The following is a 21448-nucleotide window of genomic DNA, read 5'->3' on the forward strand; positions in this document are numbered from 1 at the left end:
CAACTATATATAGTATGTGTTATAATATAATGTATAAAAAATCCATTTTTATGGAATAAGGAGAAATAAAAATGAAATTTAACTACAATGGATTATGGAAGTTGTTGATAGATAAGAATATGAAGAAGAAGGATTTAATTGATGAAACAGGAATATCACCAACAACGATATCAAAGATGGTTAGAGGTGATGCGGTATCTCTTTCTGTAATTGGGAAAATTTGTGAAGAATTAGATGCAGATGTGGGAGAGTTGATTTGTATTGAAAAAGATATAGAGGAAGATAAATAAATGGCATTTACGATTGATGTAGATGAGGGGAAATGGAGCAAAAAAGTTCTAGAAACTCTCCTTATTGATAGGACTACGAATAGAAATATTATCTGGGGAACCGATGACTATGAGATACTAGGTAAAGAGTACTATTCTCATTATCCTATTCTTTTTACTCTTATTACTGGTGATAATTCAAATGTTATTCAACCTAGAATACTAAAGACTAAAGAAAATCAAGGAAATAGAACAAAGGAAAAAGCAGAGGTGTTTACACCTAGCTGGGTTTGTAATGCTCAAAATAATTTGGTTGATGATGCATGGTTTGAAAAAACTTCTGTTTTTAATGTAGAAAATGGAAAGTCATGGATTGCAACAACAGATAAAATAGAATTTCCACATAAAAAGAACAAAACTTGGCAAAAATATGTTGATGAAAGAAGACTTGAAATCACTTGTGGAGAAGCACCTTATTTAGTGAGTAGATATGATACTGTAACGGGCAAGCCTATAGATTTATATGAACGAATTGGTATTTTAGATAGGAAAATGAGAGTAGTAAATGAAAATGCTATTAGTGAAGATGAATGGTTTAAATGGTCAGAAAGAGCATTTCAAAGTGTTTATGGTTTTGAGTTTCAAGGGGACAGCCTGCTTATAGCGAGAGAAAATTTACTCATTTCGTATTGTGACTATATGCAAGAAAGACTTAAAAGGGAACCGGAAGAGAAAGAGCTTTTAAGGATAGCCAAGATAATCTCGTGGAATCTATGGCAGATGGATGGTCTAACATATACTATTCCATATAGAGAACCGACTGAACCAAATGAACAGATGACACTATTTGATTTTATGAAGAAAGAAGAAAATACGTTATGTATTATAAAAGATTGGCGTGCAAGAAAAAACATTACTTTCCAAGACTTGCTAAATAAAGAGGATGATGAAAATGAAAGAAAATAAGATTAAAGCTATAGATATACTGGATAGGATTATTATTGGTCGTGTAGACCCTCATATCTACGCCTTTACGACAAATACAGTACCAAATTATCTAAAGGTTGGCGATACATACAGGCCAGTATCAAAAAGATTAAACGAATGGAAAGAATTTTTTCCAGAATTAGAGAAGCAATATGAAAATAAAGCAATAATTGATGAAGAAACTTATTTTAGAGACTATGCAATTCATCAATATCTTGAGAATGATTTAAACAAAGAAAGATTAAAACAAGGTGATTTAGAAGATGGCATTTATTACAGTAGAGAATTTTTTAAAGAAACAGAAATAGAAGATATTGATAATGCAATTGAAGATATAAAGAAAAATTATCAAGCTAATTCAAGTAAGTATGAATACTATAGTTCTAATAATAGACTACCCCAAACATATCATTACGAGAGGGGAGGAAATTGGGATTTAAGACCAAATCAAGAAGCTGTTGTAGATAGCTTTATTAAGGCTGTTAAAAATGGACGAAAAAATTTACTAATGTATGCAGTTATGCGTTTTGGAAAGTCATTTACATCACTTTGCTGTGCTTTAGAAATGAATGCTAAAACTGTCCTAGTTGTATCAGCTAAGGCAGATGTTAAAGATGAATGGAAAAAGACAGTTGAAAGTGCAGGGAACTTTTTCGAGTATGTATTCTTAGAATCATCTGATTTATTAGCTAATGAGAATATGATTTCTGAAAAACATTTAGAAGGAAAGAAAGTAGTTATATTTCTAACTCTTCAAGATCTTCAAGGGGATAGCATTAAAGACAAACATAAGGAGCTTTTTGGAGAACAAATTGACCTTCTTATTGTTGATGAAACGCATTTTGGAGCAAGAGCAGAAACTTTTGGAAAGATTTTAAAGAACGCGGGTTATGATAAATCAGATGAAAAGAATATCAGTAAACTTGAAGATGAAAATATAGATTTAGTTGAAGCAGATGTTGAAATAAAAAAAATAAATGCAAAAATTAGATTGCATCTATCAGGAACGCCCTATCGTATTTTGATGGGGAGTGAATTTGAAAAAGAGGATATTATCTCTTTTGTTCAGTTTTCAGATATTGTGAAGGAGCAAGAAGAGTGGGATAGGAAATATCTTAATAATGATGATGTGAATGAATGGGACAATCCATATTATGGTTTTCCTCAAATGGTTCGATTTGCATTTAATCCAAACAAATCTTCTCGTGAAAAAATGGAAGCTTTGAGAAAAAGTGGAGTTAACTTTGCTTTTTCAAAATTACTTGAACCGATTTCTATAAAAAAAGATGCGATTAATCAAGGACACAAGAAATTTATAAATGAGCCTGAAATTCTTGATTTACTTAAGGTAATTGATGGAAGTAAAGAAGATGAAGAACTATTAGGCTTCTTAGACTATGACAAAATTAAAGAAGGTAAAATGTGTAGACATATGGTTATGGTTTTACCTTATTGTGCTTCTTGTGATGCAATGGAAGAGCTTATTAGTACAAGTAAAGATACATTTAAGAACTTGGACGAATATGAAATTATAAATATTTCGGGTGTTGAAGCTAGAAGAGAATATAGTAAGCCTGATGATATTAAGAGAAAAATTAAAGAGTGTGAAGAACAAAATCAAAAAACATTAACACTAACGGTAAATCGAATGCTAACAGGCTCTACTGTAGAACAGTGGGATACCATGCTTTATTTTAAAGACACAGCTTCCCCTCAAGAATACGACCAATCTATTTTTAGACTGCAAAATCAATATGTTAGAACCTTATCTAGTGAAAAAGGATTTATCAAAGAGAATTTGAAACCACAGACTTTGCTCGTTGACTTTGATCCAAACAGATTGTTTAGAATGCAGGAGCAAAAGTCTCTTATTTACAATGTAAACACGGAAGAAAATGGAAACAGTAAGCTAAAAGAAAGAATTGTAGAGGAACTTCGTATTTCTCCGATTATTATGATGAATCATAACAAAATAAGACAGGTAGATGCTACGAATATTTTAGAGGCAGTTAGTGAGTACAATAATCAAAGAAGCGTATCAGATGAGGTAGTTGATATACCAGTAGATTTAGCTCTTTTAAATGATACTGATATACGAAAGGTTATAGAAGCTCAAGCCGAATTTAATTCAAAGCAAGGATTAACCATAGATCCAAATCAAGGTGATGGTGAAGAATTGGATATAGAAGATCCAAAAGATGATAAAAAAGATAGTGGTGATAAAAAGTATACACCAACTGAAGATTATACTGAAACAAAAACAGATGATGAGGTTAAAAAACTAGAAAGTCAAATTAAGACATACTATCAAAGACTACTTTTTTATTCTTTCTTAACAAAGGATAAGGTATCTTCCTTAGATGATATTTTGAATACACTTGAAAAATATGATAACCAAAGAATTGCAAAAAACCTACATTTGGACAAAGGTGTATTGCAAAAGATTGGTGATAGGATGGATCCGTTTAAGAGAAGCAGTTTGGATTATAAAATTCAAAATATCTCTAGGCTTGCATCAGATGAAAGTGTTGCACCTCTTGATAGAGCGATGACCTCAATTAAAAGATTTAATCGAATGTCAGAATCTGAAGTTATTACTCCATCAAAATTGTGTGATGAGATGATAGCTATGTTACCCGAAGAAGGCTTAAGAAAAATAGTAGATAAGCAAGAGCGGCTACTTGATATAGCTAGTAAATCAGGAGAATACGCTGTATCTCTATATAAAAGATTTACATCTGAGCTAGGATATTTTCATGAAGATGTAAAGGATATTATTTACTCTATTCCGACATCATCTATAGCTTATGAATTTACAAGAAGATTTTATGAAATATTGAATTTGAATGTAGATAATATAGCTAGTGGGTTTAATGCATATGATTTGATTGAAGTAAAAGATGAAAATGGAGAAGTAGACAGCACAAAAATTAATAACTTGCTTAAACAATATAAAACATTTAGTGAAATTACTTTAAAAGATGAGATAAAGGTAGGTGATAGGAAAGTGAGATTTGGAGCGATAGTTGGGAATCCACCGTATCAAGAAATTATTAGTAAATCTAAAGGAAATAAATCATTAGGAAAACAACTTTTTCCGAACTATATAAAATTATCAATGGATATTACAGATGAGTATGCAACATTAATAACTCCATCAAAGTGGTTCACTGCAGATGCACAAGACAATTCTTTTCCTAAGTTAAGAGAATATGCGAAGAGAAACAATCATTTTAAAAAAATAAAAACGATGGCTAATGGTGCATCTGTTTTTGAAGGAACAGAACTAGGATCAGTAAATTATTTTTTATTTGAAAAACAATATACTGGAAATACTGAATTTATTCATGATAAAGAAGAAAATAGTGCATATAGACCATTATTTGAAGAAAATATGGAACAAATAATATCTATGAATTCTATGGTATCCATACTGAATAAAGTCAGAAATCATGCAGGTTTTAATACATTGATGACAATTACAAAAGGAAGAAATGCTTTTGGTATTACAGGTAAGGAGGCTACTAGCAAGACTTCTGAAACATATTTTGATGGTTCATATTCGGTAAGGTGTTCTTATGAGAGGATAAGATACATAAAAGAAGAAGAAATCACAAAGAATAAAGAACTAGCTAACAGATATAAAGTGTTTATGTCTAAGGCTAACGGTGCTGCTGGTATTTTAGGTGAGAGAGAAGAAGTTGCAATATTAGGAAAGCCATATATTGGTTCTAATCGTTCCGTTTGCACAGATTCTTTAATTCCTATTGGAGATTTTTCAACAGAACAAGAGGCTATTAATCTATCTAAATATTTATTAACTAAATTTTTAAGATTTATGGTTGGCATTCTAAAATCATCTCAAAATATTTACCAAATTGTATATAAATTCGTGCCAATGCAAGACTTTACTAATCAGTCTGATATTGATTGGGAAAATACTATCGATGAAATAGATAAACAGTTATTTGATAAGTATGGTTTATCAAATGAAGAAAGAGAATATATAGAATCATCAATAAGAAAGATGTAAGGAGTAATATAAAAATGAGCGTACAATCTGAATTAAAAAAATTCAACGATAAAATCAGAGCAGATTTTGAAGTAAAAAAAGAATTAAGTGATAAGAGAGATATATTACTTAGTAAACTGAGGAATAACAATACTTTACCTTCATTTAAGGAACTAAATCAAGGTAGTTATGCAATGTGTACAGGTATCGAACCTGAAGATGACAGCGAATATGACATTGATGTAGCTTTAAGATTTTCTACAAACAAGGATAATTATGATCCGATTGAACTAAAAGAAAAAATTTGTGAAATTCTAAAAAATCATACAGACTACGGTGCTGAAATTAAGAAACCGTGTGTTACAGTTACTTACAAAAAAGATGGAGAAGCCAAATTTCATGTTGATTTAGTTACTTATATTTATGCTGATAAAGATGATGAAAATAGTCAATTGTATATAGCTAAAGGAAAAAATAAAGACTTACAAGAATGGGAAGTGGCAGATCCTAAAGGATTAGTTGACTATATAAACGATAGTGTGGAGATTGGAGAAAAAAGAAATCAATTTAGAAGAGTTGTAAGATATTTAAAGAAATGGAAAAATAGAAAATTTTCAAATACTGGTCATGCTAATCCACCAAGTATAGGAATCACATTGATTGCTGCTGATAATTTTAATTATTTTGAAGAGGATGACTTGAGATCTTTAATTGATGTTGTCGACACAATAATTAATAAGTTTAGTTATATTAATACAAATGATTCTGGTAGAGATATGTATAGGATGTCTTTATCGTTACCTTACTTTTTAAAGTTTAAACTTGGTAATGATATTTTTGAAAAAATGAGTGATGCTCAGATGACAGATTTTAAAGATAAAATTGAAAAACTAAAAAAAGATCTAGTAGAAGTCAGAGATGAAGCGGATGAACTAGAACAATATAAGAAATTAAATAAAATTTTTGGAGATGATTTTGAAATACCTGAAGCAAAGAATTCAGCTAAAAAACAATTTGATTATATTCCATCTTCTAGTGCTTCTGGAATGGAGTAATTAATGATTAACTACACTGATATTAACAATGCTGTATTGGATAATAAGCATATTTCTGAATCAGATGTTAGGCAAAATGAAATATTTAATGGACAAAGTTATGCTTGGATTATTAGATGCAAACTTGATGTATTGAAGAAGTGGATACCTATTGTAATAGGTATCCCTGATGACTGGGAATTAAATTTGTTTGATTTCTATTTGATTGACGAATTGCCGTTTATACCTCATATAGATAAAAAAGGGAAATTATGTCTATTTGATTTAGAAGGAACAATAATTTATCCGGAATTTGAAGGGCTTTTTGAGCAATGTATTTTAAAGGCGAAAGAGTTAATTGAAGATGGAATTTCAGGTAAAAATCAAAAAGATTTTATAAAGGAATTTGATTCATATTTTGCATTGCTCAGGGATATATTGATTGCTCATGTTTCACTTCCAACTGAGAAGAAAGATACAAATATAAAGTTTTGTGAAATAGCATCGAAAAGTAAAAAAAGAAAGAATGAGTCGTTTGCAGCGTATATAAAAAGAAAAAATGATGTAAAATATTTTGCTTCTAACAATCAAAAAGATTTTGATACTTGGGGGAAAAAAGGTACACAAAAAAACGGCATATACCTTTATATTAATGCACTTGAGGATATATATCCTCCTAATATTTTTGATTATAAACTTGACGATTTCTTAAATAAATTGTTGAGCTTCATAGACGTTGAGTGTTTCAATAAATTGAAAGGTAAATGCAGTAGTAAATTAATGTTTATTTTTGAAATAAAACAAGATGATGATACGGTAAATACTTGCGGATTTATGGTTGAAAATCCAAAATTTTTAACAAAAGATAAGGTTCAACTTGTATCTTTTAACAGAATAATCCCCCTTTCAATTCACAGACTAGATGTAGATTATTTATCTAGTAGAACTTCTTTTTTACCAAAAGAGGTTGTTAATAAATCTATTTTATTGATTGGGTGTGGCTCTATTGGTGGTTATGTATTTCATGATTTAATTAAATCGGGATGTAAAAATATTACACTTGTTGATAACGATATATTAAAACCAGAAAATATATTCAGGCATTTTCTTGGAACAGAATCAACTTATGCTTATAAGGCAGTATCTTTAGTTAACTATGCAAAGAATACATTGCCAGAAATAAATGCAAAAGCAATTTCAGAAAAAATAGAAGATGCAATAATTGATTGTAATTTAAATTTTGATGATTTTGATTACATTGTATCTGCCACTGGGAACCATACGATAAATATATGGTTGAACAAATATCTATTAGAAAATAAAATTTTGAAAACAGTATTTTACATATGGAATGAACCTTTAGATATTGGTTGCCATGTTGCGAGAATTAATATTAAAGACGGAAATGATTATCAAGATATTTTTAGAATCAATAATGACGGAATAATAGACTTATCCTCATATGTTAAAAACGGACAATCTTTTTCTAAAACATATTCTGGATGTAATGGCACATTCATACCTTATGGTTCAACATTATCAGTTGAAAGTTCGATTTTGTTCATGGATTTATTTAAGCGAGAGATAGATGGAAGGGTAAGCAATAATATTATTGCTTCTAAAAAGGGAGATGATTACTATCTTACTAAGGCAGGTTTTTCCGTTTCGGATAGATATATAAATCAAAAAGGAAAATATCTAGAAGTGTCATTATGTGATTTAGGAAAGGATGATATATAGGGGTGAGCAATGATATTGCGATTATTGTAAATAAGAGAAAAATCAAAGTATGTCACAACATAACACATATTTTATTTGAATACATACAAAAAGGCTTTTTCTCAAAGGAAGCTGGTGGGATTTTAATAGGAAAAGAAAATAAATCTAATGAAAATATAATAATTAATCATATAACTTTTCCAATGCCTAAAGATGAAAGGAAACACAACAGATTTATAAGAAAAGATAAAAAGCATATAGAATTGTTTGAAAATCTTTATAAAAAAAGTGATGAAACTTTAAGGTATATAGGCGAGTGGCATACTCATCCTGAAGCAATACCTAATTTTTCATGCATAGATTTAAAAAATTGGAAGAAAATTAGCAAAGATTCAAAGGACGATGTTAAATTTTATCATATAATAGTAGGATATGAAGCCATCAGAATATGGGAAATAAATGATACATTACAAGTCAGATTAATAAATACTATTTTCTGGAAGGATGTGGATGGAAGTTGATAGTAAAAAAATATATAAAGAACTTTATATTAGATTCAGCAAGAGAATTAATTCAAATATTATCTCTAATTATTTGTTTAATAGCTCCAACGATTGTTAATTTAGCTGGAATAATTAAAATGCTTTTGGGTGATGTGAGACCTACAATAGAAAATGCAAAATATTATTATTTAATGATTTCTGGAAATTGGACTATGGGATGTCTAATTGCAGTATATATTTTATTTCATGTCATTAGAAAATCAAATAAAGATAAAATTTATAATAAAGGGAACATTTATCACAATAAACCATATTGGTGGTATTGGTTGTGTTCAAAGATATTAGGATATGAAAAATGCAACTTAATCTTAGTGCCAATATATACTCAATATAAGTTGATTCTTAGAGACACCTTTGAAGAATATCCTTTTGAAGAAAGTGCTTTTCCACATAAAGAATACAAGATTAATGTTGAAAGAAAAATGAATGAAACAAATCCTAATTCTAAAGATATTAATTTAATAATACAAGACACTTATCCTATCTCTTACAACCAAATACCTTCCAATTTCAAAACCAATATGACTATTTCGGTGAAAAGAGATTTTTTAAGACTTGGTGAGAGAGTTTATTCTAAAGAACTTGTTAATACTATTGTTGAAGAGATAAGAGAATTAAGCGACGGTGTAACCATTAATATTTTTTCGACGACGAATCCTAAAAATACATTTGAAATTGTAAAAAAAGCTATATCTCTTGCAGAAAGAGGAAATGTTAAACATGTTAATGTATTTCAACAAAATAGGGATGGAAAAAGAAATTTTGAGAATAAACCATATAAAGTTATGTAGATGTTTTCAATAATATGAAGTTTGTGCTTGCAATATACTTGCAAAAAATTGAATAACCAGAAGTAAAATTGATAATAAGGCTGAATCTGATATTAATAATCTTGATTTTATGCTATTTATATATAATAACATCAATGGAGATATCAAGTTGGAATAAGATTAATATAGAATTATAGAGATGTTGCAGTATTTTCTGTATACATCTCTTTTTTTATATAAATAATAATAAATTTTTAAACAATATTAGAAAAAATAAAATAACACAATTAATTTTACAAATAAAAAAGGTACAGTTTAAAAACTATACCTTTTATACTTTCTTATAAATCACAAATACCTACATTTTCTCCATACATTGCATACCAATCTTTATTAAAATCATCTACTGCTTTTTCTATACTAGGATTTGCAAATATCTGTTTTAATACTGCTACAGGAGCTGTTATAGCCTGTGCACCGTGGTTAAATGAATCTCTAACCTGTTGAACACCTTTAAATGATGCAGCAACTATTTTAGTATCATATCCATCTTTTTCTATTCTCTTAGAAAGTTCATCTATTAAGTACATTGGATCTGCACCAAGATTTCCTATTCTATTAACATAAGGTGCTATATAGTCTGCATTTGCAGCTAAAGCCATATACGCCTGCATTAAATCATAAACTGCAGTAGCAGTAACTTTTATACCTTCTGATTTTAAAACTTTTATAGCTTTAATACCTTCATATGAAACAGGAACTTTTATATATACCTGATCATCTATTTCTTTTAATATTCTATGAGCTTCTTTTACCATCTCATCACTATTTTTAGATATTACCTGAACATGAAGACTTCTATCCATACCTATTATCTCTCTTATTTTTCTCATATGTTCAAAGAAGTTTTCAGGGTTTGTATTTTTAACTATTGAAGGATTACTAGTTACCCCAACTATTGGCATATGCTCAACAGCATCTTTTATTTCCTCTAAATTAACTGTATCTACTATAAATTCCATTTTAAATATTTCCTCTCTTAAGACTATAATAGTTATTATAGCTCATATAAATTTAAAATTCTAATATATAACTAATTTTTATGAAATTATATTGTCTATATTAGAAAACTAAATAATATAAATTATAATGTTTGTTCAGTTCTTCCGATTATATCATCTTGTGTTGCTTTTGATAATACATTGAAGAATGCACTATATCCTGCAACTCTAACTATTAAATCTCTATGTTTTTCTGGATGTTTCTGAGCATCTATAAGCGTATCTCTTGAAACAACATTGTATTGAACATGATATCCATCTAATCTATTGAAGAATGTTTTTATTAACATTTCTAATTTTTCTTTGTTTTCTTCATTTGATAATAATTGTGGTGTTACTTTTTGATTTAATAAAACACCACCAGTTATTTCGTGTGTTGGTAATTTTGAAACTGATTTAAATACTGCTGTTGGTCCTTTTTTATCCATTGAATGAGAAGGAGAGCAACCTTCTGCAAGAGGAGTTCTAGCATTTCTACCATCAGGAGTAGCCATAGTTGAGAACCCTTGTCCTACATTTGCAGATATAGAAGATGTTCCAGCATATCTTATACCACCAATTGGACCTCTTCCATGTCTTGTGTTAGGATATTTTTTCATTTCATCTATGTATATGTTATAAACATCTACAACTAAATTATCAACATAGTCATTATCATTTCCATATTTTGGAGCATCATTTATTAACATTTGCTGAATTTTTTTGTTTTCTTCACTTGTAAAATCATCTAATAATGCATTCCATAATTGTTCTGGAGATATTTTCTTTTCATCAAATACAAGTTTTTTAATAGCTGCTAAGCTGTCTGCCATATTAGCTATACCAACCTGTAGTCCAGATATGAAATCATATATAGCTCCACCTTCTTTAAGAGTTTTACCTCTACCTATACAATCCTGAGTTAATGCTGAGCATAGTATATCTGGAACATCTCTTTCAAGAGCTAAATCTATTGTATTTTCAACTATAACACTCATTCTAGTTAAATATCTCATAGCTTTTTCGATAGCTTGTTCTAATTCTTCATAAGATTTCATATCTTTAAAGTATCCGCTACCTTCAAAGAATCTTTTTCCACTTGTCATATCGACACCATCATTCATAACCATAAGAAGTATTCTAGGGAAGTTCATATAAGACATACCTGTACATCTATAGCCCCATTTTCCAGGAACAGCAGTTTCAACACATCCTATAGCAGAGTAGTTATATGCGTCTTCTTCTTTAACTCCTTTTTCTATAAATGAAGGTATTATAACTTCATCAGAGTTAAATGCTGGCATACCTGTTCCAAGTTTCATAACTTCTACAGCTTCATCTAAGAAAGCTTTTGGTATATTTCTATGGTATCTTACTGTTAGGTTAGGCTGTGGTAGTCTAGTCTGTGCAACAGATTTTAATACTAGATATGATAATTCATTTGTAGCATCTTTTTTATCTACAGTCTGTCCACCGATAGTTACATTTTGATACATTGGACTACCAGCACTACTGAATGTATGAGACTGACTACGAACTTTATTTATAGTTAAAGTTTTTATCCACAGATTGTCTAATATTTCAACAACTTCATCATCATTTATTAATCCTAAATCTTTATCATGTTTATAGTAAGGATATAAATACTGATCAAAACGTCCATAAGATAGAGAATGTCCATTAGATTCTATCTGTAATATTAACTGTATAAACCAAGTAGATTGTATTGCTTCTTTAAATGTTTCTGCTGGTTCATAAGGAACTTTTGCACAAATACGAGATATTTCAAGTAATTCTTCTTTTCTTTGTCCATCAGTTTTTTGAGCCATTTCTAAAGCTAATTTACTAAAGCGATTTGCATAAGTTTTTACAGCATCAATCACTATTAAAACTGCTCTATAAAAATGATATTTATCTATATTTTCTGCAACACATAAATCTAATTCATCTTTTAATTTTAAAACTCTCTTTTCATATCCTACTAATCCTTGTTTTAAAACTGTTTCATAATCAACTGCTAAGTGAGCATCACCAGAGTTTAATTTACCTTCCATTCCAAAGAAGCCTGTTTCCATATATACACTAACTTCTTCAGGAAGCATTGCTCCACCTTTACTTCTTAAATTATTGTTTTCCCAAAATGGTGCAATACTTCTTAAGTCCTTTTTTGTCTGTTCTGTTATATAGAAGACATCACCATCACGTTTTTCAAATAAATCTAGTTCATTCATTACAAATTCTAGTGTATATTCAGGGAATATAGGAGCATTTCTATCTGCAGAAGCTTGATTTCCTACTATTAAAGTTTCATCTTCTATGTAGATAGTCATTTTTTCTAATATATTTTTTAACATCAAAGCACGTTTTATAACTACGGGCTGATTAAGATTTTCTTTATATGATTCTGTAGCTAATAATGCACGCTCAGCACATATATAAGGTTTTTTATTAAGTACATTTTCTCTAAATTTGTCCATTCTAGGTGTTAAGTCACCGAAATGTTCTACATTTTTCATAATCTAGTCTCCTTTTAGTTTCATACGTAACTATTTTTTATTTCATTATAACAAAATTATATACCATATTCATACATTAAGTCAAATTAAAATTTCGTATAAAATATATAAAGATTTCAAATGAAACAATAATATTTACTTTTTAGCTTCTAAATGATATTATTTTATTAAAAGAGAAGGATACTTTGGACTTTAATTGTAACAGATGTAGATATAATTAAATAAAAGTAATAATGATAAAAATTTATAAAAAAATTTATACAAAAGGAGATGATTTTTTGGAAAGAGGAATTACATTTAATATTCAAAAATTTAGTATACATGACGGACCAGGAATAAGAACAACAGTATTTTTTAAAGGATGTCCACTTAGATGTGAATGGTGTTCAAATCCTGAATCACAGATAAAAAATGTGCAGATTTTGCATGAACAAGAAAAATGTTCTCATTGCTTATTTTGTGTAAATTCATGTCCCAATAAAGCAATAATTCATGATAATAATAAAATAATTATAGATGAAGATAAATGTGTTGGTTGTTTAACTTGTGTAAATTCATGTCCAAATAGAGCATTATCTTATGAAGGAGATTATCATACAATAGATGAAATAGTAGATATATGTATGCAAGATATAGACTTCTATAAAGAGTCTGGTGGAGGAGTGACAATTTCTGGTGGAGAAGGGATGAGTCAACCAGAATTTTTAAAAGAGCTTATATTGGAATTAAAAAAACATTCTATCCATGTTGCGATTGAAACTACTGGATATATAAAAAAAGAAATATTTGAAGAATTATCTAAAGAATTAGATTTACTATTGTTCGATGTAAAGCATTATGATAGAGATAAACATTATAAAGGAACAAAAGTGTACAATGACTTAATAATAGAAAATTTAAAATTTGCTATAAATAATGAATTAAATGTATTACCTAGAATACCAGTTATTCCAGATTTTAATGATTCAATAGATGATGCTAAAGGACTTGCAGAATTATTAGTAAAAGTTGGAGCAAAAAGAGTACAACTATTACCATTTCACCAATTTGGAGAAAAGAAATATGAACTGTTAAATAGAAGTTATAAATATAAAAATAAAAAAGCACTTTATCCAGAAGATTTAAAAGAATATCAGAAAATATTTTTAGATAAAGGTTTAGAGTGTTTCTTTTAAGGATAAAATAAATAAGGATAAAATAAATAAGGATAAAATAAAAAAATAGATAAAATAAAAAAGGTGATAATATTCACCTTTTTTATTGTTCAGTTTTAATAACATCTATTTCGTTTTGTATTAAATATTCTTCTATTTCATAAGGAATATTTGAGTCTGTATATACATGAGACACTTTATCAGTATCTAATAAACTTACAACACCTTTTTGTTCAAACTTCACAGAATCAGTTACAATTATTACATTACTAGCTTGTTTAGCCATATCCTTTACTGTTTCACTTCTCATATAATCATTTCCAGTAAATCCAGTTTCTTTTGTAAAACCATCAGTTCCTATAAATAGTTTATCTACAAAAAATCCTTCTGCACATTTTCTAGTAATAGGTCCAACCATAACTTGAGATTCTTCTTGATATTCTCCACCAAGAAGTATTATTCTAATATTTCCTACTTTGCGAATGTAATCAGCTATAAAAGCAGAGTTTGTTATAAGAGTTATATCTTTTTTTGTTTTTGCAATCTCTAATGCAACTAAAGCACAACAAGATCCAGATTCAATCATAATGGTTTCACCATCATCTATACTTTTTACAACTTTTTCAGCTATTTTTTGTTTAATATCATAATGGTATGCAAGTCTATTATTAATATCGTCACTTTCATTTAATTTTGCATAACCATGTTCTCTTATTATAATTCCACTATCTTCAAGTGTACATAAATCTTTACGTATAGTAACTTGAGAAACACTTAGAATATCAGATAACTCAGTTACTTTCATTTTTTTATTTTGTGTAAGCAAATCCAATATTTGCGATTGTCTTCTATTCATATTTTCACCTCGTTTTTAGATTATCATATATAAGTTTCATTAGCAATATAAAAAAGTTTCGATTGATAAAAAAATTAAAGGTAAGTGTAAAAATATTTTTGATTTAGATATTATTTGAGAATCAAAAAAGGAACTCTTAATAAAATATAAGAATTCCTTTTAATTGTTTATTATGAAAATAATTATTTAAAAATATTTTTATTATTAGTATATTGAAGTATGCCTATCAACTTCATGCATAATAAAAAATCAATTTCATTAAATTTATTATTATTTTTAGCAGTTGATTTTACAAGTCTTTCAAATAAAATTTCAGTTCTATCAAGTAAATGACCTTCTAAATGAGAAGTTAATGGGATACTTGATAGTGTAATTTCTGAAAATAAGTAATATGGATTTGCTGCTATATAAAGAAAAGTGTCATAACTCAATCTACATTCTATAAAATCTATAGATTTATTAATATCTGGAACTATTTTGAAATAATGATAATTAGCTAAACAGATAAAAGTACCTCTTTTTACAGAAATTTCTGTAGAATTAACGATTATTTTACCATTGTTGTTTTTAAAAAATAATAATGTAATTCCTTTATTGTTTTTTAAAAATGTAGATTTATTTACAGTTTTTTCTTTAGTTGTAATAGGAAATTTAAATTCACCTTTTGAAAAATATCCTTCACCAGAAAAAAGAGGTGGATAGAAAATATTATTTTTTTTACTCATCTTGTTTCACCTCACAATGTAGTTTTCGATATTCACTAGGGGTCATATTACAAATTTTTTTAAATGCTCTAGAAAAAGATCTATCACAATTGAATCCTACATTTATAGCTATATCCAAAATTGTTAAATCTGTTGTCAATAGTAATGCTTCTGCATGTCTAATTCTATTAAATAAAATTATAGACTTATAACTAGATTTAAATTTTTCATGAATGATATTTCTTATTGTATTTTCTGATAAAAATAAATCTTTAGAAACTATTTTCAAGTCTATAGGAGATGAAAAATTATCATAAGTATAATTTAGAATTTGCATAAGACATGATGACATAATCATACCTCTATAAACAGAATTGTTATTTTGTGTTATAAGTTTATTTCTATATTCTATAGGTGTAGTATGCATATATTGTTTAAAAATTCTATAAAAAACTACTTCAGATGAAAATCCAGAATGTAGAGCGATATAGGATAAAGATAAATCTTCATATAAAAGAGCACTTGATGCTATATTAACCCTTATTCTATTTAAATTTTGAATAAAATTATATCCACTAACATTTCTTAAATCTCGATTTAAAATAGTAGCAGTTGTATTAAATATTTTTGCAACACTATCTGCGGTTAAATCCTTATAGAAAAATTTACTCATATATAAAATAGCCTTCCAAGCTAATGGCTTAGGAGAAGAAACATTATTTGAAGAATGATTTTTTATGCTAATATCAATAAAAATTTTAGCTAATTCTCCTAATATAGAAACTTTTATTAAAGATGCACCAGGAGTGAAAATTTCATCAAATTCAGAAAATTCATCAATAAGATCATTTACTCGTTCTGAATACTTATCATCTAAATATATAATTGGTATTGCATCTACAATAGTATCTATAGCATTATGAGAAGGTTCTTTAAAAGCTAAAAAAGAAGATAAAGGATAGTCATATACAAATAATTTAAATTCTAAAGGTTCATATGAATTACATTTTATTGTAAAAGTATGGTAAGACTGCAACCAAATAAAAGTATTAGTTTTTAAATTAAATTCAACTCCATTAATAATAATACTACCAGAACCATTAGTTATTAGAATTAGTAAAGATTCATTTTCAGAAATTGGTGGAGTAATGTCATTTATTTTGTGAGTCTGTAAACGAAGATATCTGTCTTTATTTACAAAAAATGAATTAGTTGGCTTACCACAAATTGGTTTGGATCTAGGTATATCTTCCATAAAAATCTCTCCTTTTAAGATTAATATATAAATTCTAATACAAAATATATTATATCACGATTGATAAAAATTATATCAGAATTGATAAAATATAATTATTAATATTATTAATAATTTCTATATTAAAAAAATTATAGATTTTAAATACTAAAAAAACATACATTGTTAAAAATATATTTCTAAAAACGATTTCAAAAAATAAATAATCTCGAATAAATAAAAATTTTTTTCATTATAACACAATAAATACTTAAAAGTATTAAAGTGTCAATATCAATAGAATATAACATCAATATTATGAAATATCTATAAATCGAATCTAAAAGTTATAAAAATATCATATTTTGTCCGTTAGTTGATTATAAAGTGATTATCAAAAATGTATATAGTGTGTTATGAAATGAGAGGTTATTATAACTTTACTCATTTATAAAAATGTTAAGATAATATCAAGACAAAGATAAACGAACTAATTAAGCTCATATAAAAGGAGGGACAAAGTTTTAGATATGGGAGAAAAAAAATACAATAAATATTTTAATAAATTTAATTCTGGGATATCAGATTTTGTCACTCCAGGAAAGCAACTAGAGTACATATCAAATGTAAAACCTAATGAAACAGCAATTATTTACATAGATAAAGAAGATAATGTAAAAAATATTACTTGGAAAGATCTTCATATCTACTCAAATAAACTTGCTTGGTATCTTATAAAAAAAGGGTTTGGAAAAGGAAAGGTTGCAATGGTATCTTTTCCAAATGGGATAGAACATATTTTGTCTACTCTTGCAATTTGGAAAACAGGTGGATGTTATATGCCAGTATCATGCAAAATAACAGACACCGAGCTAAAAAAGATATGTAAAATTATTAAACCATCAGTTTCTTTTATAGACAAAGAAATGCCTTGTAAAACAGAAATTATAAATATTGATTCTATAATAGATATTTGTAAAGATGAATCTGAAAAAATGCCAAAGGATGTAGAAGCAAATCCAAATATGATATCTCCATCAGGAGGAACAACTGGAGATTTCAAATTTATAAAACAAAATATGGCAAGTGGAATGTCTGATGAAATTATAAAAAATTGGTTTAAAATGTCTGGAATGGAATTTGAACAAAGACAATTGCTTGTTGGACCGTTGTTTCATGGAGCACCACATACGGCAGCATTTAATGGACTTTTTGTAGGGAATACTATTATTATACCTAGAAATTTAAGACCAGAAAAAATAGTGGAGTATATCAAAAAATATAAAATAGAATTTATTCAGATGATACCTACATTGATGAACAGAATAATAAAGTTACAAGATTTTAATAAAGAAGACTTTAAATCTATAAAAGCATTACATCATACAGGAGGGTATTGTTCTCCATATTTAAAGGAAAAATGGATTAATACAATAGGAGCTAAAAAAGTTTATGAAATGTATTCTATGACAGAAGCAATAGGAATTACCTATATAAGAGGAGATGATTGGTTAAATCATTATGGAAGTATTGGTAAAGCTTTTGGAGATAGCAAAATATCAATAAGAGATGAAAAAGGAAATGAACTAGGTCCAAATGAAGTTGGAGAAATATATATGACATCACCAGATAATTATTGTATGACAGAATATATAAATCATAAACCATTGGAAGTAAAAGATGGTGGATATAGAAGTGTTGGCGATTTTGGATACTTAGATGAAGATGGATACCTTTATTTTTCTGATAGAAGAAGCGATATGCTTGTTATTGGTGGAGAAAATGTATTTGCAACAGAAGTTGAGACAGTACTTACATCTAATGAAAAAGTAGTTGATGCAGTTGTAGTGGGAATACCAGATGAAGAATGGGGAAGAAGACTACATGCAATAGTACAAAAAAAAGAAGAAATTACAGAAAATGAATTGATAGAATATTTGAAAAAAAATTTATTACCATATAAAATCCCTAAAAATTTTACATTTGTAAATTGTATACCTAGAGGTGAAAATGGAAAATTAAATAGAAGTATGGTATTAAAAAAAATAATTGGTTAAGAGATACTTTAGCGAGATATCTGCAAAATGCAGTAATAATAATTATAAAATAGAAATTAGGAGGCTTAATGCAATGAGTTATGATGCACTTTTTTCACCATTCAAAATTAGAGGGCTTGAACTAAAAAATAGAATAGTTCTTCCTGGTATGAATACAAAAATGGTAAAAAATAAACATAAAATAAGTGATGATATGATAGCTTATCATGTGGAAAGAGCAAAAGCAGGATGTGCACTAAATATATTTGAATGTGTTGCTCTATGTCCAGCACCACATGCATATATGTATATGGGACTTTATACAGATGAACATGTAGAACAATTAAAAAAATTAACAGATGCAGTACATAAAGTAGATGGAAAAATGGCTATCCAATTATGGCATGGAGGTTTCAGTCCACAAATGTTCTTTGATGAAACAAACACACTTGAAACACCAGATACATTATCTGTAGAACGTATACATGAGATAGTAGAAGAATTTGGAAGAGGTGCAAAAAGAGCAGTAGAAGCTGGATTTGATGCAGTAGAATTCCATGCAGCACACAGCTATTTACCACACGAATTTTTAAGTCCAGGAATGAATAAACGTACAGATGAATATGGAGGTAGTTTTGAAAATCGCTGTAGATTTTGCTATGAAGTTGTAAAAGCTATAAGAGATAATATTCCAGAAGAAATGCCATTTTTCATGAGAGTTGATTGTATAGATGAATTAATGGATGAAGTTATGTCAGAAGAAGAAATAGTTAAATTTATAAATAACTGTGCTGACTTAGGTGTTGATATAGCTGATTTATCTAGAGGTAATGCTCAATCTTTTGCAACAGTATATGAAGTACCACCATTTAACTTACAACATGGATTCAATATAGAAAATATATATAACATAAAGAAACAAATAAAAATTCCAGCTATGGGAGTTGGACGTATAAATACTGGAGAAATGGCTAATAAAGTAATAGCTGAAGGAAAATTTGACTTAGTAGGAATAGGAAGAGCACAATTAGCAGATCCTCACTGGATAGAAAAAGTTAGAAATGGAAAAGAAGATTTAATAAAACATTGTGTAGGATGTGACCAAGGTTGTTATGATGCAGTTATAAATCCTAAAATGAGTCACATAACTTGTACTCGTAATCCAGGATTATGTTTAGAGTATAAAGAAGTAAAAGAAGTAGATGAACCTAAAAAAGTAATGATTATAGGTGGAGGTATGGCTGGTATATCAGCAGCAGAAGTTCTAAAAAAACGTGGTCATGAACCAGTTATTTTTGAAGCTTCAGACCGCTTAGGTGGACAATTTATATTAGCAGGAAAAGCTCCAATGAAAGATGATTGGGTTAAAGCAGTAGAATGGGAAAATAAAGAAGTTGAACGCTTAGGAATAGAAGTTAGATATAACACAAAAGTAACACCAGAATTAATAGAAGAATTTAAACCAGATCATGTAGTAATCGCAATTGGTTCTGACTATGTAGCACCAGATATTCCAGGAATAGACGGAGAAAATGTATATTCTCAATATCAAGCACTTAATGAAGATGTTAAATTAAGTGGTCATGTTGCAGTTGTTGGTTGTGGTTGGGTAGGAGCTGAAGTAGCTGAATATCTAGCTGCTAGAGGTGCACAAGTAACAGTAATAGAAAGAAAAGGTGTTGGAACTGGATTAAGTATGCTTCGTAGAATGTTTATTGGACCTGAGTTTAAATACTATAAAATTAATAAAATGTCTGGAACTAATGTAGTAGGAATAGAACCAGGAAAACTAAACTATATAATGACAGATAGAAAAACTAAAGAAACAATAGAAGGAAGTTTAGAATGTGATTCTGTAGTAATTTGTACAGGAATAACAAAAAGACCAAGTGAAAATCTACAAGAAAAATGTAATGAATTAAAAATACCATTCAATGTAATTGGTGATGCAGCAAGTACAAGAGATTTAAGAATAGCTGCTGCAGAAGGATATGAAGTTGGTATGGATATATAATTAAATTATTTTGGAGGAAGGAAAAATGAATTTAGAAGAAAGAATAGAAATTTTAGAAAAAGAAATTCAAAAAATGAAAGACATAGAAGCTATAAAAGAATTAAAAGCTAAATATTTTCGTTGTCTAGATGGTAAATTATGGGATGAGTTAGAAACAACTCTTTCTCCTAATATAGAAACATCTTATTCTGATGGTAAATTAGTATTTCATAGTCCAAAAGAAGTAACTGATTATTTAAAAAGCACTATGCCAAAAGAAGAAATCAGTATGCATATGGGGCATACACCTGAAATAACTATAGAAGATGAAAATACAGCTACAGGAAGATGGTATTTAGAAGATAAATTAATATTTACTGATGGTAAATACAAAGATGTTGGAATAAATGGTGGTGCATTCTATACAGACAAATATGAAAAAATAGACGGTAAATGGTATATAAAAGAAACTGGATATGTTCGTATATATGAAGAACATTTTATGAGAGATCCTAAAATACATATAACTAGAAATATGCATAAATAAGAAAAATATATAAA

At 28.3% G+C, this 21448-nt stretch carries 16 protein-coding genes; 11 read left to right on the top strand and 5 right to left on the bottom strand.

From position 1 onward, the window contains the following. The first annotated feature begins 71 nt into the window (after positions 1 to 71). The 7 genes from Q1J78_RS05740 to Q1J78_RS05770 are packed head-to-tail and all read left to right on the top strand — an operon-like array spanning position 72 to position 9375. A complete protein-coding gene (locus Q1J78_RS05740) occupies positions 72 to 290 on the top strand; it encodes a helix-turn-helix domain-containing protein (protein ID WP_300276419.1) in 219 nt (72 codons plus the stop codon). Further along, entirely contained in the window at positions 291 to 1235 is a 945-nt protein-coding gene (locus Q1J78_RS05745) for a restriction endonuclease subunit M (protein WP_300276421.1), read from the top strand. Further along, positions 1222 to 5289 carry an Eco57I restriction-modification methylase domain-containing protein gene (locus Q1J78_RS05750; protein ID WP_300276423.1) on the top strand — a complete coding sequence of 1356 codons (4068 nt, stop codon included), beginning with the start codon at positions 1222 to 1224 and terminating at the stop codon, positions 5287 to 5289. The genes Q1J78_RS05745 and Q1J78_RS05750 overlap by 14 nt, the downstream gene beginning before the upstream one ends. A gap of 14 nt (positions 5290 to 5303) precedes the next feature. After that, positions 5304 to 6323, top strand: coding sequence for a nucleotidyltransferase domain-containing protein (locus tag Q1J78_RS05755; RefSeq protein ID WP_300276425.1), 1020 nt, complete (start codon positions 5304 to 5306; stop codon positions 6321 to 6323). A 3-nt stretch (positions 6324 to 6326) separates the two neighbouring features. Continuing rightward, the gene (locus Q1J78_RS05760) at positions 6327 to 8042 is read left to right on the top strand and encodes a ThiF family adenylyltransferase (RefSeq protein WP_300276427.1); all 1716 of its coding nucleotides are present in this window, start codon (positions 6327 to 6329) and stop codon (positions 8040 to 8042) included. A gap of 2 nt (positions 8043 to 8044) precedes the next feature. Then, entirely contained in the window at positions 8045 to 8542 is a 498-nt protein-coding gene (locus Q1J78_RS05765) for a Mov34/MPN/PAD-1 family protein (RefSeq protein ID WP_300276429.1), read from the top strand. Beyond that, the gene (locus Q1J78_RS05770; RefSeq protein ID WP_300276431.1) at positions 8539 to 9375 is read left to right on the top strand and encodes a hypothetical protein; all 837 of its coding nucleotides are present in this window, start codon (positions 8539 to 8541) and stop codon (positions 9373 to 9375) included. Before Q1J78_RS05765 ends, Q1J78_RS05770 begins: the two co-directional genes overlap by 4 nt. Positions 9376 to 9695: 320 nt before the next feature. Here Q1J78_RS05770 and Q1J78_RS05775 read toward each other — a convergent pair whose 3' ends face one another. Both Q1J78_RS05775 and Q1J78_RS05780 read right to left on the bottom strand, forming a co-directional pair. Next, positions 9696 to 10376, bottom strand: coding sequence for a fructose-6-phosphate aldolase (locus Q1J78_RS05775; protein WP_300276433.1), 681 nt, complete (start codon positions 10374 to 10376; stop codon positions 9696 to 9698). Positions 10377 to 10498: 122 nt separating this feature from the next. After that, a complete protein-coding gene (locus Q1J78_RS05780; protein WP_300276435.1) occupies positions 10499 to 12910 on the bottom strand; it encodes a glycyl radical protein in 2412 nt (803 codons plus the stop codon). A 278-nt stretch (positions 12911 to 13188) separates the two neighbouring features. Here Q1J78_RS05780 and Q1J78_RS05785 point away from each other — a divergent pair, with 278 nt between their 5' ends. Further along, positions 13189 to 14085, top strand: coding sequence for a glycyl-radical enzyme activating protein (locus Q1J78_RS05785; RefSeq protein ID WP_300276437.1), 897 nt, complete (start codon positions 13189 to 13191; stop codon positions 14083 to 14085). An 82-nt stretch (positions 14086 to 14167) separates the two neighbouring features. On the opposite strand, the gene Q1J78_RS05790 is transcribed toward Q1J78_RS05785, so the two are convergent. The 3 genes from Q1J78_RS05790 to Q1J78_RS05800 all read right to left on the bottom strand — a co-directional run bounded on the left by Q1J78_RS05790 (position 14168) and on the right by Q1J78_RS05800 (position 16879). Then, positions 14168 to 14920, bottom strand: coding sequence for a DeoR/GlpR family DNA-binding transcription regulator (locus tag Q1J78_RS05790; RefSeq protein ID WP_300276439.1), 753 nt, complete (start codon positions 14918 to 14920; stop codon positions 14168 to 14170). Between the two features lie 182 nt (positions 14921 to 15102). Continuing rightward, a complete protein-coding gene (locus tag Q1J78_RS05795; RefSeq protein ID WP_300276441.1) occupies positions 15103 to 15645 on the bottom strand; it encodes a hypothetical protein in 543 nt (180 codons plus the stop codon). Continuing rightward, on the bottom strand, positions 15638 to 16879 hold the full coding sequence (locus Q1J78_RS05800) for a helix-turn-helix transcriptional regulator (protein ID WP_300276443.1): 1242 nt from the start codon (positions 16877 to 16879) through the stop codon (positions 15638 to 15640). The genes Q1J78_RS05795 and Q1J78_RS05800 overlap by 8 nt, the downstream gene beginning before the upstream one ends. A gap of 509 nt (positions 16880 to 17388) precedes the next feature. Here Q1J78_RS05800 and baiB point away from each other — a divergent pair. The 3 genes from baiB to baiE all read left to right on the top strand — a co-directional run bounded on the left by baiB (position 17389) and on the right by baiE (position 21434). Continuing rightward, positions 17389 to 18915, top strand: a complete 1527-nt coding sequence (gene baiB / locus Q1J78_RS05805; RefSeq protein ID WP_300276445.1) for a bile acid--CoA ligase BaiB — start codon at positions 17389 to 17391, stop codon at positions 18913 to 18915. Between the two features lie 73 nt (positions 18916 to 18988). After that, positions 18989 to 20908: a bile acid Fe-S flavoenzyme BaiCD gene (gene baiCD / locus Q1J78_RS05810; RefSeq protein WP_300276447.1), complete on the top strand. Its 1920-nt coding sequence runs from the start codon at positions 18989 to 18991 to the stop codon at positions 20906 to 20908. Between the two features lie 25 nt (positions 20909 to 20933). Beyond that, positions 20934 to 21434, top strand: a complete 501-nt coding sequence (gene baiE / locus Q1J78_RS05815; RefSeq protein ID WP_300276449.1) for a bile acid 7alpha-dehydratase — start codon at positions 20934 to 20936, stop codon at positions 21432 to 21434. Positions 21435 to 21448: the final 14 nt, after the last annotated feature.

The sequence above is a fragment of the Peptacetobacter sp. genome (assembly GCF_029264495.1).
GTDB lineage: Bacteria > Bacillota > Clostridia > Peptostreptococcales > Peptostreptococcaceae > Peptacetobacter.

What these genes read in the sequence shown, in the direction of transcription:
- Q1J78_RS05740 (WP_300276419.1), top strand. Translation starts at nt 72, where the DNA reads ATGAAATTTAACTACAATGGATTATGGAAGTTGTTGATAGATAAGAAT.
- Q1J78_RS05745 (WP_300276421.1), top strand. Translation starts at nt 291, where the DNA reads ATGGCATTTACGATTGATGTAGATGAGGGGAAATGGAGCAAAAAAGTT.
- Q1J78_RS05750 (WP_300276423.1), top strand. Translation starts at nt 1,222, where the DNA reads ATGAAAGAAAATAAGATTAAAGCTATAGATATACTGGATAGGATTATT.
- Q1J78_RS05755 (WP_300276425.1), top strand. Translation starts at nt 5,304, where the DNA reads ATGAGCGTACAATCTGAATTAAAAAAATTCAACGATAAAATCAGAGCA.
- Q1J78_RS05760 (WP_300276427.1), top strand. Translation starts at nt 6,327, where the DNA reads ATGATTAACTACACTGATATTAACAATGCTGTATTGGATAATAAGCAT.
- Q1J78_RS05775 (WP_300276433.1), bottom strand. Translation starts at nt 10,376, where the DNA reads ATGGAATTTATAGTAGATACAGTTAATTTAGAGGAAATAAAAGATGCT.
- Q1J78_RS05780 (WP_300276435.1), bottom strand. Translation starts at nt 12,910, where the DNA reads ATGAAAAATGTAGAACATTTCGGTGACTTAACACCTAGAATGGACAAA.
- Q1J78_RS05790 (WP_300276439.1), bottom strand. Translation starts at nt 14,920, where the DNA reads ATGAATAGAAGACAATCGCAAATATTGGATTTGCTTACACAAAATAAA.
- Q1J78_RS05795 (WP_300276441.1), bottom strand. Translation starts at nt 15,645, where the DNA reads ATGAGTAAAAAAAATAATATTTTCTATCCACCTCTTTTTTCTGGTGAA.
- Q1J78_RS05800 (WP_300276443.1), bottom strand. Translation starts at nt 16,879, where the DNA reads ATGGAAGATATACCTAGATCCAAACCAATTTGTGGTAAGCCAACTAAT.
- baiB (WP_300276445.1), top strand. Translation starts at nt 17,389, where the DNA reads ATGGGAGAAAAAAAATACAATAAATATTTTAATAAATTTAATTCTGGG.
- baiCD (WP_300276447.1), top strand. Translation starts at nt 18,989, where the DNA reads ATGAGTTATGATGCACTTTTTTCACCATTCAAAATTAGAGGGCTTGAA.
- baiE (WP_300276449.1), top strand. Translation starts at nt 20,934, where the DNA reads ATGAATTTAGAAGAAAGAATAGAAATTTTAGAAAAAGAAATTCAAAAA.